Annotated in this window: 15 protein-coding genes; 8 read left to right on the forward strand and 7 right to left on the reverse strand. The window is 63.0% G+C overall.

Annotation, left to right across the window (positions count from 1 at the left end; genetic code table 11):
• Nucleotide 1: 1 nt before the first annotated feature.
• The 4 genes from AC0YKC_RS24185 to AC0YKC_RS24200 form a co-directional block, all read right to left on the reverse strand.
• On the reverse strand, nucleotides 2-1,282 hold the full coding sequence (locus tag AC0YKC_RS24185; protein WP_488512874.1) for an O-acetylhomoserine aminocarboxypropyltransferase: 1,281 nt from the start codon (nucleotides 1,280-1,282) through the stop codon (nucleotides 2-4).
• 159 nt (nucleotides 1,283-1,441) lie between these two features.
• Entirely contained in the window at nucleotides 1,442-1,963 is a 522-nt protein-coding gene (locus tag AC0YKC_RS24190; protein WP_488512875.1) for a CoA-binding protein, read from the reverse strand.
• Nucleotides 1,960-2,742 carry an AAA family ATPase gene (locus AC0YKC_RS24195; protein WP_488512876.1) on the reverse strand — a complete coding sequence of 261 codons (783 nt, stop codon included), beginning with the start codon at nucleotides 2,740-2,742 and terminating at the stop codon, nucleotides 1,960-1,962. The genes AC0YKC_RS24190 and AC0YKC_RS24195 overlap by 4 nt, the downstream gene beginning before the upstream one ends.
• 44 nt (nucleotides 2,743-2,786) lie before the next feature.
• Entirely contained in the window at nucleotides 2,787-3,608 is an 822-nt protein-coding gene (locus AC0YKC_RS24200; protein ID WP_488512877.1) for an enoyl-CoA hydratase, read from the reverse strand.
• A 136-nt stretch (nucleotides 3,609-3,744) separates the two neighbouring features.
• On the opposite strand from AC0YKC_RS24200, the gene AC0YKC_RS24205 reads away from it, so the two are divergent.
• The 5 genes from AC0YKC_RS24205 (at nucleotide 3,745) to rpsI (ending at nucleotide 6,056) form a co-directional block, all read left to right on the forward strand.
• Nucleotides 3,745-4,200 carry a PaaI family thioesterase gene (locus AC0YKC_RS24205; protein ID WP_488512878.1) on the forward strand — a complete coding sequence of 152 codons (456 nt, stop codon included), beginning with the start codon at nucleotides 3,745-3,747 and terminating at the stop codon, nucleotides 4,198-4,200.
• A gap of 44 nt (nucleotides 4,201-4,244) precedes the next feature.
• Nucleotides 4,245-4,436, forward strand: coding sequence for a type II toxin-antitoxin system HicA family toxin (locus tag AC0YKC_RS24210; RefSeq protein ID WP_488512929.1), 192 nt, complete (start codon nucleotides 4,245-4,247; stop codon nucleotides 4,434-4,436).
• A gap of 26 nt (nucleotides 4,437-4,462) precedes the next feature.
• Nucleotides 4,463-4,861 carry a type II toxin-antitoxin system HicB family antitoxin gene (locus tag AC0YKC_RS24215; protein ID WP_488512879.1) on the forward strand — a complete coding sequence of 133 codons (399 nt, stop codon included), beginning with the start codon at nucleotides 4,463-4,465 and terminating at the stop codon, nucleotides 4,859-4,861.
• A gap of 260 nt (nucleotides 4,862-5,121) precedes the next feature.
• Entirely contained in the window at nucleotides 5,122-5,586 is a 465-nt protein-coding gene (gene rplM / locus AC0YKC_RS24220; protein WP_040983169.1) for a 50S ribosomal protein L13, read from the forward strand.
• Nucleotides 5,586-6,056, forward strand: coding sequence for a 30S ribosomal protein S9 (rpsI, locus tag AC0YKC_RS24225; RefSeq protein ID WP_040983171.1), 471 nt, complete (start codon nucleotides 5,586-5,588; stop codon nucleotides 6,054-6,056). Before rplM ends, rpsI begins: the two co-directional genes overlap by 1 nt.
• Nucleotides 6,057-6,112: 56 nt before the next feature.
• Here rpsI and AC0YKC_RS24230 read toward each other — a convergent pair whose 3' ends face one another.
• Nucleotides 6,113-7,021 (reverse strand): LysR family transcriptional regulator, encoded by a 909-nt coding sequence (locus AC0YKC_RS24230; RefSeq protein WP_320298045.1) that lies wholly within the window; start codon nucleotides 7,019-7,021, stop codon nucleotides 6,113-6,115.
• Nucleotides 7,022-7,116: 95 nt separating this feature from the next.
• Between AC0YKC_RS24230 and AC0YKC_RS24235 the strand changes: the two genes are divergently transcribed.
• A complete protein-coding gene (locus AC0YKC_RS24235) occupies nucleotides 7,117-7,989 on the forward strand; it encodes an aldo/keto reductase family oxidoreductase (RefSeq protein ID WP_434722519.1) in 873 nt (290 codons plus the stop codon).
• Nucleotides 7,990-8,038: 49 nt separating this feature from the next.
• Here the strand turns inward: AC0YKC_RS24235 and AC0YKC_RS24240 are convergent, their stop codons facing one another.
• Both AC0YKC_RS24240 and AC0YKC_RS24245 read right to left on the reverse strand, forming a co-directional pair.
• Nucleotides 8,039-9,097: a glycerophosphodiester phosphodiesterase family protein gene (locus AC0YKC_RS24240; RefSeq protein ID WP_488512880.1), complete on the reverse strand. Its 1,059-nt coding sequence runs from the start codon at nucleotides 9,095-9,097 to the stop codon at nucleotides 8,039-8,041.
• A 95-nt stretch (nucleotides 9,098-9,192) separates the two neighbouring features.
• Nucleotides 9,193-10,407 carry an acyltransferase family protein gene (locus AC0YKC_RS24245; protein ID WP_434722518.1) on the reverse strand — a complete coding sequence of 405 codons (1,215 nt, stop codon included), beginning with the start codon at nucleotides 10,405-10,407 and terminating at the stop codon, nucleotides 9,193-9,195.
• A gap of 125 nt (nucleotides 10,408-10,532) precedes the next feature.
• On the opposite strand from AC0YKC_RS24245, the gene speB reads away from it, so the two are divergent.
• Nucleotides 10,533-11,534, forward strand: coding sequence for an agmatinase (gene speB, locus AC0YKC_RS24250; protein WP_488512881.1), 1,002 nt, complete (start codon nucleotides 10,533-10,535; stop codon nucleotides 11,532-11,534).
• A gap of 29 nt (nucleotides 11,535-11,563) precedes the next feature.
• Entirely contained in the window at nucleotides 11,564-12,496 is a 933-nt protein-coding gene (gene argC / locus AC0YKC_RS24255) for an N-acetyl-gamma-glutamyl-phosphate reductase (protein ID WP_320298050.1), read from the forward strand.
• Nucleotides 12,497-12,502: the final 6 nt, after the last annotated feature.

The raw sequence follows: 12,502 nt of genomic DNA on the forward strand, positions 1-12,502 counted from the left end.
ATCAGACCTTGCCGAGCGCTTGCTCGAGATCGGCGACGATGTCGTTGACGTCTTCGATGCCGATCGACAGCCGCACCGTGTCCGGCCCGGCGCCGGCCTTGACCTTCTGCTCGTCGGACAGCTGGCGGTGCGTGGTCGAAGCCGGATGGATGACCAGCGACTTGGTGTCACCGACATTGGCGAGATGCGAGAACAGCTCCAGCGCCTCGACGAATTTGATGCCGGCTTCGTAGCCGCCCTTGAGGCCGAAGGTGAACACAGCGCCGGCGCCTTGCGGCGAGTACTTCTTCTGCAAGGCATTGTTCTTGTCGCTCGGCAGTCCGGGATAGTTCACCCACGCGACTTTCGGATGGTTCGAAAGCCAAGCCGCGATGCTCACCGCGTTGTCACAATGGCGCTGCATGCGCAGCGGCAGTGTTTCCAAGCCGGTCAGGATCAGGAAGGCGTTGAACGGCGAGATCGCCGGGCCGATGTCTCGCAGGCCGAGCACGCGCGCGGCAATGGCGAAGGCGAAATTGCCGAAGGTCTCGTGCAGGACGAGGCCGCCATATTCGGGCCGCGGCTCCGACAGCATCGGGTATTTGCCGGACTTCGACCAGTCGAAGGTGCCACCATCGACGATGACGCCGCCGATGGAATTGCCATGGCCGCCGATGAACTTGGTCAGCGAATGCACGACGATATCGGCGCCGTGCTCGATCGGCCGGACCAGATAGGGCGAGGCCAACGTGTTGTCGACGATCAACGGCAGGCCGTGCTTGCGGGCGATGTCGCCGATCTTCTCGATATCGACGAAGACGCCGCCGGGGTTGGCAAGGCTCTCGATGAAGATCGCCTTGGTCCTGTCGTCGATCTGGCTTTCGAAAGTCGCCGGATCGTTTGCTTCGGCCCAGCGAACTTCCCAGCCGAAATTCTTGAAGGCATGGCCGAACTGGTTGATCGAACCGCCATAGAGCTTGTTGGCGGCGACGAAGTTGTCACCCGGCTGCATCAGATTGTGGAAGACGATGACCTGGGCGGCGTGGCCCGAGGCGACGGCGAGCGCCGCCGTGCCGCCTTCCAGTGCCGCGACGCGTTCCTCGAGAACCGCCTGCGTCGGATTCATGATGCGGGTGTAGATGTTGCCGAAGGCCTTCAGCCCGAACAGCGAGGCGGCATGGTCGGCATCGTCGAAGACAAAGGAGGTGGTCTGGTAGATCGGCGTGGCGCGTGCGCCGGTTGCCGGATCGGGCTTTGCGCCGGCATGAACAGCGAGCGTGTTGAAACCAGGCGTACGGGTCATCGAAACCTCCCTCTCAAATCTTTCGAAAATCGCCGGGCATTCATGCCGAAGCCCGAATGGGAATGCAAAGAAGAAAATACCTTTCGGCGTGCGATCTGCGACGAACGCCAGGAAAAATCCAATTCTTCCCGGAATAATTTTGCGCGAATTACCGCGCGCCTATTTCTGCCTTACGCCGAAGCTCTGAAACCCCTGGCGCATCAAGGGTTTTTTCGATGAGAGCACGCCGGAGTTGACCCCGGTCCATCCGATCTCGCCGGACAGCTTGCCGTATTCGATCTTCGGGCAGCGGTTCATCACCACCTTGATGCCGGCGGCTTCGGCACGGGCCGCCGCCTCGTCGTGGCGCACGCCAAGTTGCATCCAGACGACCTTGGGCAGCGGGTCAAGCTTCAGCACCTGGTCGACGATGCCCGGCACCGCTGAGGAAGCGCGAAAGATGTCCACCATGTCGACCGGCAGCGGCAGGTCGGCGAGGCTGGCATAAACCGTCTGTCCGAGGATCTGCTTGCCGGCATGACCGGGATTGATCGGCACTACCGAAAAGCCCTTGGCCAAAAGATATTTCAGCACGAAGTAGCTTGGCCGCACATCGTTGGGCGAAGCGCCGACCATGGCGATCGTCTTCACCGAATTCAGGATGCCGGCGATATAGCTGTTGTCGTAGGTATCGTGGTTCATGGTTCGTCCTCATACAGCGCTTCGGCGAGAAAGGCAGCCGGATCGCTGCAGAAGTCGCGCATCATGCGAAAATGATCGGTGTCCTGAAAATCGACGAGGTCCAGCCCGGAGCGCCTGACGCGGAAGAGCCGCGCGTTCGGACAAGCCATCAACAAAGGCGAGTGCGTGGCCATGATCACCTGCGCGCTGCCCGACTGCTCCATGCGCCGGAGCAGTTTCAAGAGTTCGATCTGGCGCGTGGGCGACAGCGCGCTTTCGGGCTCGTCGAGGATATAGATGCCTTGCCGGCGGCAACGCTCCTCGAAGAAACGGATAAAGCCCTCGCCATGCGACCAGGAGAGGAAATCGGGCGGCGGTGGCTTGAACGGATCTTCGAGAGCCGCCCGGTCGAGATAGCGTGCGACGGAATAGAAGGATTCAGCCCGGAAGAACCAACCGGCGGTGACCTTCGGCAGCCAATGGCCGCGCAGCGTGTCGGCAAGGGACGCGCCGCTTTTGTCGATCGCAATGGAATGGTCGACCGGGCGGTAGCCCTTGCCACCGCCGGCTTCGTCGTAACCAGCCAACGCGCCGATCGCTTCCAGCAGCGTCGATTTGCCGGTGCCGTTCTCGCCGACAATGATGGTGATGGCGCTCGTGAATTCAAACTCGAATTCGCGGCCGTGGAAGATCGGCAGGTTCCAGGGATATTTTTCCCAATCCGTGACGCGCGATGGCTCAAGCAGGATGCGCTTGAGATAAGGCGTTTTCAGCCGCGTCAGTTGCTTGCGGGCAGCCACGTCGAACCTTCAGCGATTGATTGGCACGGCTCCATTCAAGTTGGCTACTCGTCGGTCCATTCGGGCTTGCGCTTGCCGATGAAGGCGCCGATGCCTTCCTCCGCATCTCGCGCCAGCATGTTCTCGACCATCACGCGGCCGGTATGGGCATAGGCGTCGGCCAGCCCCATCTCGGCCTGGGCGTAGAATGCTTCCTTGCCGGTCTTGACCACCAAAGAGGATTTGGATGCAATGGTTTGCGCGTATTTGTTGACAACCTGATTCAGATATTCGCGCGGCACGATGCGGTTGATCAGGCCGAATTCCTTGGCGGTCGCGGCGTCGATCGTCTCGCCGGTGAGCAGCATTTCCATCGCCTGCTTGCGCGAGACGTTGCGCGACAGCGCCACCATCGGCGTCGAGCAGAACAGGCCGATGTTGACGCCAGGCGTGCAGAAACTCGCCTCGTGCGAGGCAATGGCAAGGTCGCAGCTGGCGACCAGTTGCAGGCCGGCGGCGGTGGCGAGACCGTCGACCTCGGCGATCACCGGCTTCGGGTGGCGCACGATCGTTTGCATCAAGGTTGCGCAGGCCGCGAAGGTCTTTTCGAAAAAGGCCTTGCCGCGGTCCGCTTCGGCGCGATGCGCCGTCATTTCCTTGAGGTCGTGACCGGCGCAGAACACTTTTCCCGACGCCGCGAGGATGATGACGCGCACGGATCTGTCGGCCCTGACGCGATCGAACTCGGCCTGCAGCGCCGCCATCGTCGCCAGCGACAGCGCATTGGCCGGCGGGCTGGCCAGCGTGAGGCGCAAGATGCCCTTGTCCTGGCTGACAAGAACGGGGCCGTCAGCGACGGCGGGCTTGATGGCGACGACTTCGGCCACTTCTAATCCTCGTGCTTATGGAGCAACAGAACTAGCACGCTGCCGGTTGAAGAACAGCCGCGAGACGTGTTTTCTCCGTCGCACCGTTTGGTCCAGGCGCACCGCCCGGAGCTGCTCATTCATATAGGACGCGCCGATGCCAGCCCAAAGCAATGTGAAGCCAGTGCTCACCGCGGCGGAAGTCAATGCGCTGATGGCAAGCGTCTATCCGCAGCTCAACGACAATTTCACCTCCTACGAGGCGATCGACGTGTTTCCAGGCGGCTGCACGGTGCGGCTCAACGCCGACGAGCGGCATTTGCGCCCCGGCGGCACGGTGTCCGGTCCGTCGCTGTTCACCCTGGCCGACATCGGCGGTTACGTCTGCGTGCTCAGCCATGCCGGACCGGACGCGCTATCGGTGACGGTCAACCTCGACATCAACTTCATGCGCAAGGCAGGGGCCGGTCCGATCGACGGCCATTGCCGCATCCTGAAGCTCGGCAAAAGCCTGATGGTGTTCGATATCGACATTGTCGCCGGCCCGGACGGGCACACCGTCGCGCATGCCACCGGCACCTATTCGATTCCGCGAAAGTCCTCCCCAGCTTGATACCTCAATGTGATGTGTATATATATACGCATAGGTGGCATTTGATCGAGCGTGACAGTCGCCGCATCATAAAACGGCTGAGGGACGACGGCTTTGAATTGGTCTCGGTTCGGGGCTCGCATCACAAATTCCGCAAAGGCACCATTGTGCTTGTCGTTCCGCACCCGGAGAAAGATCTGCCAGTCGGCACCGCTCGCGCGATCGCCAAGCAGGCAGGCTGGATTCGAGCGATTTAAATCACGCGTGCAATCAGGAGACTGCAATGAAGAACTACTTCGCGCTGGTTGAGAAGGATGCCGACAGCGCGTTTGGTGTTCGCTTCCCCGACATTCCGGGCTGCTTTTCAGCTGCGGACGCACCGGAAGATATCGTGCCAAATGCGGTCGAGGCCCTGCAGCTTTGGGCCGAGGATATGTCTGTTCCTGAGCCATCCAGCCACGAGGCTATTGTCTCGCTTCCCGAAATCCGCGCCGCGCTGTCCGAAGGCGCCTATCTGGTCTCGGTGCCGCTGATCGATAATGATAGCGCCGTGGTGAGGGCGAACGTGACATTCGAACGCGGTGTCTTGCGCGCGATCGATGCCGCCGCGCGTCAGCGCGGCATTACCAGATCGGCGTTTCTCTCAAGCGCAGCCCGCAAGGAAATCGAAGCTAAGCACTAGCCCCCGAGCGGATTAGCGCCGGCCACACTTGTGGTAAAATAATACCACCTTACCAAACCATTGTTTTTGCATCATTTTATCCGCCCGGCTGGTTTTTGATCGCCTTGACGCGTTAAGCGCCCTCGCCTATAAGCCGACCCGAAGCAGCGGCCCGCAAAGGCCGCCGTTTTGTTATTGGCGGGTCGGCTCCGGCTCTTCCGTCAATCCAAGCAACAAGAAACGCCTTTCCTGATTGGAAAGGTCAACGTGAGAGCAAAACCATGGCTACCTTTTCGCAGAAGCCTGCGGATGTGGTGAAGAAGTGGGTGCTGATCGACGCCGAAGGTCTCGTCGTCGGTCGTCTGGCCACCGTCATCGCCAACCATCTGCGCGGCAAGCACAAGCCCACCTTCACCCCGCATGTCGATGATGGCGACAACGTCATCGTCATCAATGCCGACAAGGTGGTGTTCACCGGCAAGAAGTACACCGACAAGGTCTACTACTGGCACACCGGCCATCCCGGCGGCATCAAGGAGCGCACCGCGCGCCAGCTGCTCGAGGGCCGGTTCCCCGAGCGCGTCGTCGAGAAGGCCGTCGAGCGCATGATCCCGCGCGGCCCGCTTGGCCGCCGCCAGATGAAGAATCTCCGCGTCTACGCTGGCGCCGAGCATCCGCACACCGCCCAGCAGCCCGTCACGCTCGACGTGGCCAAGCTGAACTCCAAGAACAAGAGGGCTTCGTAATGGCTGAGCTTTCCTCGCTCGCAGAACTCGGCACCGTCGCCGCGCAGCCGGCCGCGCCCGTGCATGTCCAGAAGCTCGACAAGTCGGGCCGCGCCTACGCCACCGGCAAGCGCAAGAACGCCATCGCGCGCGTCTGGGTGAAGCCGGGCTCCGGCAAGATCACCGTCAACGACAAGGAATTCGCGAGCTATTTCGCGCGTCCCGTGCTGCAGATGATCCTCAACCAGCCGATCGTCGCGGCCAACCGCGCCGGCCAGTACGACATCGTCGCCACCGTCATCGGCGGCGGCCTCTCGGGCCAGGCGGGTGCGGTGCGTCACGGCATCTCCAAGGCGCTGACCTACTATGAGCCGGGCCTGCGCTCGGTGCTCAAGAAGGGCGGCTTCCTGACCCGCGACAGCCGCGTGGTCGAACGCAAGAAGTACGGCAAGGCGAAGGCCCGCCGCAGCTTCCAGTTCTCCAAGCGCTAAGCTTTACGGGTTCCAAGCTTTCGAAAGGCCGCCTCCGGGCGGCCTTTTTGTTTCCATTACCAGTGCCCGGCCGTCGATTTGATGTAGTCGATGAAGGCACGCAGCGGCGCCGGTACCAGACGGCGGCCGGGATAATAGAGGAACGGCCCCGAGAAGTTTTGCCACCACGGCTCCAGTACCGGCTCCAGCACGCCGCTCTCGAAATATGGGCGCACCCAGTCCTCGAAGAGCCAAAGGATGCCGACGCCGGCGATCGCCGCATCGACGGCGAGATCGACGCCTCCACCGATGCTGACGACCAATGGTCCCGTGGGATCGACTCGCACCACCTCACCATCCCGCTCGAACTCCCAGGGCGTCATGACTCCGCTCGGGAAGCGGCCGCGCACACAGGCATGGCCAAGCAGGTCACGGGGATGCTGCGGCCGACCGTACCGATCAAGGTAGGCCGGCGCGGCGGAGGTCGTGAAGCGCTGCGTGCGCGGCCCGATCGGCACGGCGATCATGTCCTGCTCCAGCCGCTCGTCATAGCGGATGCCGGCATCGCAGCCCGCCACCAGCAGATCGACAAAGTTCTCCTCGGCAATCACCTCCAGGCGAATGGCAGGATAGGCCGCCAGAAATCCCGGAACGATTCTTGGCAGCACCAGCCGCGAGGCGCTTATCGGCACGTTGAGCCGCAAGGTTCCGGCGGGCCGGTCGCGAAAGCCGTTCACCACATCGAGTGCGGCTTCCACCTCGCCCAATGCGGGGCCGAGCCGCGCCAGCAGGCCGGCACCAGCCTCGGTCAAAGCGACGCTGCGCGTGGTGCGGTTGAAGAGCCTGACACCAAGCTGCGTTTCCAGACGGCGGATGGCTTCGCTGAGCGCGGACGCACTGCCCGCCGTCACACGGGCTCCTTCGCGAAAACCGCCGGCGCGCGCCACGGCCATGAACGCCTGAAGATCGTTGAGGTCAGCCGCCATTGTTCTAAATTCCGTACAAGCTGTGCCAATTATATCCGGTTATCGGGACAGCAGCTATGTCCTATCTCCCTCACCGACAACGAAGGAGAACTGCAATGTCCAGCGTAGACAAATCCGGCACCTATAAACTCGGCAACCGCACGGTTCATCGCATCGGCTATGGCGCCATGCAGCTTGCTGGCAAAGGCGTGTTCGGTCCGCCGAAGGACCATGACGCGGCGATCGCGGTGCTGCGCGAGGCGGTGGCGCAAGGCGTGAATCATATCGACACCAGTGACTATTACGGGCCGTACGTCACCAACAAGCTGATCCGCGAGGCGCTATCGCCCTATCCCGACGATCTCACCATCGTCACCAAGATCGGCGCCCGTCGTGGCGAAGACGCCTCCTGGCTGCCGGCCTTCACAGCCGATGAGCTCGAACAGGCCGTACACGACAATCTTCGCAATCTTGGCCTCGAGGTGATGGACGTCGTCAATCTGCGCATCATGTTCGGGGTGCATGGTCCAGCGGAGGGCTCCATCGAGGCGCAAGTCACCAAGCTAGCCGAGCTTCAGCGCAAAGGCCTGGTGCGCCATATCGGCCTAAGCAACGTCACCCGCGCCCAGATCGCGGAAGGCCGCAAGATCTGCGACATTGTCTGCGTGCAGAACCAGTACAATCTGGCGCATCGCGACGACGACGCGCTGATCGACGAACTAGCGCGCGATGGCATCGCCTATGTGCCGTTCTTTCCGCTCGGCGGCTTCAGCCCGCTGCAATCGTCGACGTTATCCGGTGTCGCCGAACGGCTTGGCGCGACGCCGATGCAGGTGGCGCTGGCGTGGCTGCTGCAGCGCTCGCCGAACATCCTGCTGATCCCGGGCACATCGTCGGTCGGGCATTTGCGGGAGAATCTTGCGGCTGCGGAGTTGGAGCTGTCGGGGGATGTGCTGAACGAGTTGGATGGGGTCGCGAAGGCGGCGTGATTGGGTGATCTCCCCACAAGGGGGGAGATCGCAGTTCCAGCGCCGCACTCTAATTAATGCTTGCGGTATGCGCCGGCTCGGCCTGCTTGATGTCCGTCGTGTAAGGCACGCGAAAACCATTGCTCGCCAGCCACTCGATCGCCGCTTTCGGCTCATCCGTCTGGATGATCGTCGCGCCGCGGTCGACCCAAAAGCCCCAGGCTTCGCGCGGCAGGCTGGCGGCGACGGCGAGCTCGTCGCCGCGGCCGCCGGCGAGGAATCCACCCGGCTTGTTGACGATGGCGTAAGTGTCGGCCCAGAGATGCCAGTCGCCTCTGGCCGCTTCCGCCCGCATATGGTTGCTGAACAGCGGGCCGCCGGTCGACGTCAGCGTCTCGGCGCCGTTGCGCCAATTGATCAATTCGATGGCGCGGGGCGCGAAAGCCTTGTCGACCTCGCCGGCGAAGCCCGCATCGTGGACGGCGTCGTCGGCGAGGATCGGCATGAACTGGAAGCCGCCGCCGGCCTTGGCAAGTGCTGCGCTCGCGGCATCGATGCGCTGCCGGTTCCAGAGGTTCTCCTTGACGATGACCTGATCGGCCATGCCGAGATCGCGCGCCTCGGCGATCATGCCCGGCAGGTCGGTCACCTCCAGCTTGTTGTCGAGGTTGATCAGGATCCTGTCCCTGGTCGTCAGCAGCATCTCGCGCAGCGTCGACACCGTCTCGTTGGTGACGACGCCCGTGCCCTCGATGACCAGCCGGCATTTCTTCAGCTCGGCAAGCGTGTATTTCACCACCTCGCCAGTGCAGGTGGTCGTGCGGTCGAGCCAGCTGTCATGCATGATGACGAATTCGCCGTCTTTCGCGCGCCGGACGTCGACCTCGACGATCTCGGCGCCGATCGCGATCGAGCCTTCGACCGCGGCAAGCGAATTCTCTGCGTAAAGCGTCTTGCCGGCCTGCATGCTGCCGGCCCGGTGCGCAGCGATCATCACATGATCGCGCCACTGGTTGGCATGCTCGAAGCGGTCGAGGATTTGGGCAGCGCGCGTCTCGCCGGCTAAGCTTTGTCCGGCAATGGTGGCAAGGGCGGCGGAAAAGGCAAGGCTCATCCAGAGTGTTCGCATCGGGGAATCGCTCCGTTCCGGGTCGCGACCCGGTTAAGCGATGCCCATGACAGGGCGGTGAACGAAGCCGGCTAGCTGTTTCGCATCAAAGTTCGTCAAATCCGCCTGGAAAGGCGGCGGAACCAGGCAAGCGCAGGCATTTCGACGAAGCGCCAGGTGAACCACGACGCGACGATGACCGCGATCAACATGGCGATCAGGGCCGCGAAGCCGATCCAGGGCGAGCCGGCGCCGAAGCCGGTCGCATGGTCGCCGCGCAGCATCAGGTCGCCGACGATGCCGAGCCCGAGCTTGCGTTCGATCAGGCCGCCGACATTGATCATGCGCGCCTGGACGAAGATGTGGACCATGTAGATCGAATAGGAGAGCGAGCCGAGCAGCAGCATCGGCCGGCTGCGCAGCACGGCGCTGACCAAGCCGCCTTCATGGGCAAAAAGATAAAGCGCCAGCGCGAAGACGACCGGCGCCGCAATGCCAAGGTCGTTGGTGCCGGCAGTGGAGACGAACAAGGCGATCCCCGCGATCATCGCCAGTTCGGCCAGCGTCCAGGCGAGGCGCCCTGCCCCGCCGCTCAGCGCCTGTCGCGCCTCTGCAATGGAATCGTGCTGAAACCAGGCAAGCAACGCACCGAGCGAGAAGCCGTAAAGGCAGCGGATGAAGCCGAAATCGAAGGACACGTCCATATGACGCGTCGAGACCGCAAGCAGGAAAAGGGGCGCCGTCACCGCGGCGGCGACGAACCATATCCAGGCGCGCTGGCCGGTGGTGAAGACGACGGCGGCAAAAAGCAGATAGGTGAAGAACTCGGCCGAGATGCTCCAGCTCGGCGCGTTCCAGCTCAGATGATCCTCGACGCCCATGCCCTGCACAAGGAAGAGGTTGGCGATGAGGCTTTTCAGGTCGAAACCGGCGGTGAAGGGCGCGGGACCGGTTCCGTGCAGTGCCGGCAGCACGAGCCGGAGCGCCTCGAAGCCTGCGAAAGCGGCAAGCATCAGGAGATGCAACGGATAGATGCGGCCGAAGCGCACCAGCGCGAAGCGGGCAAGGTCGTCCTCCTTGTTCAAGCGACTGCCGTAGGCGCTGGCGATGACGAAGCCGGACAGCACGAAGAAGAAATCGACGAACAGGTAGGAGCCCCCGACAAAGGCGCTCTGCGAAATCATCGAGGTCGTCGGGAAGTGGAACAGCGCCACCAGCAGCGCGCAGATGCCGCGCCAGGAATCCAGCACCAGGAAGCGCTCGCCGGCGGTCGTGCCGACACGGGTCGCCGTGGGTGCGGACGCAAGATTGAGCAGAGCCGTCTCAGCCATAATGATACAGATCCTGTGTTGGCGTGGCACTCGCCGAGCGCCGCTTCCATTCCGCAAGCTGTGACTGGCATGTTGCGTGCCGGTTCTGTAGTTGTGGCTGCCCCGATGAAAACCGAGGATTCCTAATGGCGAACAATGAGATCGACCACGCCTTCACCGCCCGTTCCAAAACGGGCGCGTCGCTCGAGCCGACCTATGCCGGCGCGCTGTCGTTCATGCGGCGCAAATACGCGAAGGACGTGAAGGGCGCGGACGCCGTCGTGTGGGGCATTCCCTTCGACGCCGCCGTCACCAACCGGCCCGGCGCCCGCTTCGGGCCGCAGGCTATTCGCCGCGCCTCTGCGATCCTCGACAACGACCCGCAGTACCCGTTCTCGCGCGACCTGTTCGAGCACCTTTCAGTAGTGGACTATGGCGATTGCCTGCTCGACAGCGGCAATCACCAGAAGACCCCCGGCACGATCGAGCGCGAGGCGGCCAAGATCCTGAAATCAGGCGCGTTCCTTTTGACGCTCGGCGGCGACCATTTCGTCACCTGGCCGCTGCTCAAGGCGCATGCCGCGATCCACGGGCCGATGGCGCTGGTGCAGTTCGACGCGCACCAGGACACCTGGCCGGACGACGGCAAGCGCATCGACCATGGCTCCTTCGTCGCCCGCGCGGTGAATGAAGGCATCATCGACCCCGATCGCTCGATCCAGATCGGCATCCGCACCCATGCGCCGGACACGTTCGGCATAAAAATCCTCTATGGCCACGAGGTCGAGGAAATGCGCGCCTCCGACATCGCCTACGCGATCGTCGAGCGCACCGGCGGCAAGAAGACCTATCTCACCTTCGATATCGACTGCCTCGATCCGGCTTTCGCGCCCGGCACCGGCACGCCGGTGGCAGGCGGCCCGTCTTCGGCCAAGATGCTGTCGACGCTGCGCCAGCTCGGCCAGATCGACATCGTCGGCGCCGACGTCGTCGAGGTTGCGCCGGCCTATGATCATGCCGATATAACGGCGATCGCCGGATCGATCATCGCCATGCATTATCTCGGCCTGCTGGCGGAGCGAAAGGCACGGCTCGACGAACTGAGCAACGGCAATCATGCTGCAATAAATCATGCCAACGGCATATGACATTGGAATCGCAGGGAATTAGGCAAGCGATGAAACCGAAAATCTTCATTGACGGCGAACACGGCACGACGGGCCTGCAGATCAGGGCGCTGCTGGCCGACCGCGGCGACCTGGAGATCATCTCCATCCCGACGGAGCGCCGCAAAGAGGCCGCCGCCCGCGCCGAGTTCCTCAACGCGGCCGATGTCGCGATCCTTTGCCTGCCGGATGCGGCGGCCAAGGAAAGCGTGTCGCTGATCACGAACGACACCACGAAGGTGATTGACGCCTCGACCGCGCATCGCGTGGCGGAGGGCTGGGAATATGGCTTCGCCGAAATGGACAAGGACCAGGCGAAGAAGATAGCCAGCGCGAAGCGCATCGCCAATCCCGGCTGCTGGCCGCAAGGGCCGATCGCGACGCTGCGGCCGCTGGTTGCGGCCGGCCTGCTGCCTGCCGACTTCCCGGTCACCGTCAACGGCATCTCCGGCTATTCCGGCGGTGGCCGGCCGATGATCGAGGATTATGTCGGCAAGGGCGAGGACGCACCCGAATTCCTGCCCTACGGGCTGACGCTGCAGCACAAGCACGTGCCGGAGCTCCGCACCTACGCGAAGCTGTCGCACGACCCGATCATGCAGCCGGCAGTGGGCAATTTCGCGCAAGGCATGATCACCGTGGTGCCGCTGCAGCTCGGCGGTCTCGACCGCGTCCCGACAGGGGCTGAGCTTCATGCGGCGATCGCCGATCACTATGCGTCGATCGACGGCGGCGTGGTCGAGGTCGCGCCCTACACGCACATGGAGCGCATGCCGGAGATCGACCCGGAGGTCTACAACGGCACCAACCGGATGAAGGTCTACGTGTTCGCCAATGACGAGCGGGCGCAGGCGCTGCTGATGGCCGTCTACGACAATCTCGGCAAGGGCGCGTCGGGCGCCGCGGTGCAGAACCTCGACCTGATGCTCGGCATCAAGCACTGAGCGGCA

Source organism: Mesorhizobium sp. CNPSo 4661, assembly GCF_057784215.1.

What these genes read in the sequence shown, in the direction of transcription:
- AC0YKC_RS24205 (WP_488512878.1), top strand. Translation starts at nt 3,745, where the DNA reads ATGCCAGCCCAAAGCAATGTGAAGCCAGTGCTCACCGCGGCGGAAGTC.
- AC0YKC_RS24240 (WP_488512880.1), bottom strand. Translation starts at nt 9,097, where the DNA reads ATGCGAACACTCTGGATGAGCCTTGCCTTTTCCGCCGCCCTTGCCACC.
- AC0YKC_RS24230 (WP_320298045.1), bottom strand. Translation starts at nt 7,021, where the DNA reads ATGGCGGCTGACCTCAACGATCTTCAGGCGTTCATGGCCGTGGCGCGC.
- AC0YKC_RS24235 (WP_434722519.1), top strand. Translation starts at nt 7,117, where the DNA reads ATGTCCAGCGTAGACAAATCCGGCACCTATAAACTCGGCAACCGCACG.
- rpsI (WP_040983171.1), top strand. Translation starts at nt 5,586, where the DNA reads ATGGCTGAGCTTTCCTCGCTCGCAGAACTCGGCACCGTCGCCGCGCAG.
- AC0YKC_RS24185 (WP_488512874.1), bottom strand. Translation starts at nt 1,282, where the DNA reads ATGACCCGTACGCCTGGTTTCAACACGCTCGCTGTTCATGCCGGCGCA.
- AC0YKC_RS24190 (WP_488512875.1), bottom strand. Translation starts at nt 1,963, where the DNA reads ATGAACCACGATACCTACGACAACAGCTATATCGCCGGCATCCTGAAT.
- argC (WP_320298050.1), top strand. Translation starts at nt 11,564, where the DNA reads ATGAAACCGAAAATCTTCATTGACGGCGAACACGGCACGACGGGCCTG.
- speB (WP_488512881.1), top strand. Translation starts at nt 10,533, where the DNA reads ATGGCGAACAATGAGATCGACCACGCCTTCACCGCCCGTTCCAAAACG.
- AC0YKC_RS24245 (WP_434722518.1), bottom strand. Translation starts at nt 10,407, where the DNA reads ATGGCTGAGACGGCTCTGCTCAATCTTGCGTCCGCACCCACGGCGACC.
- AC0YKC_RS24215 (WP_488512879.1), top strand. Translation starts at nt 4,463, where the DNA reads ATGAAGAACTACTTCGCGCTGGTTGAGAAGGATGCCGACAGCGCGTTT.
- rplM (WP_040983169.1), top strand. Translation starts at nt 5,122, where the DNA reads ATGGCTACCTTTTCGCAGAAGCCTGCGGATGTGGTGAAGAAGTGGGTG.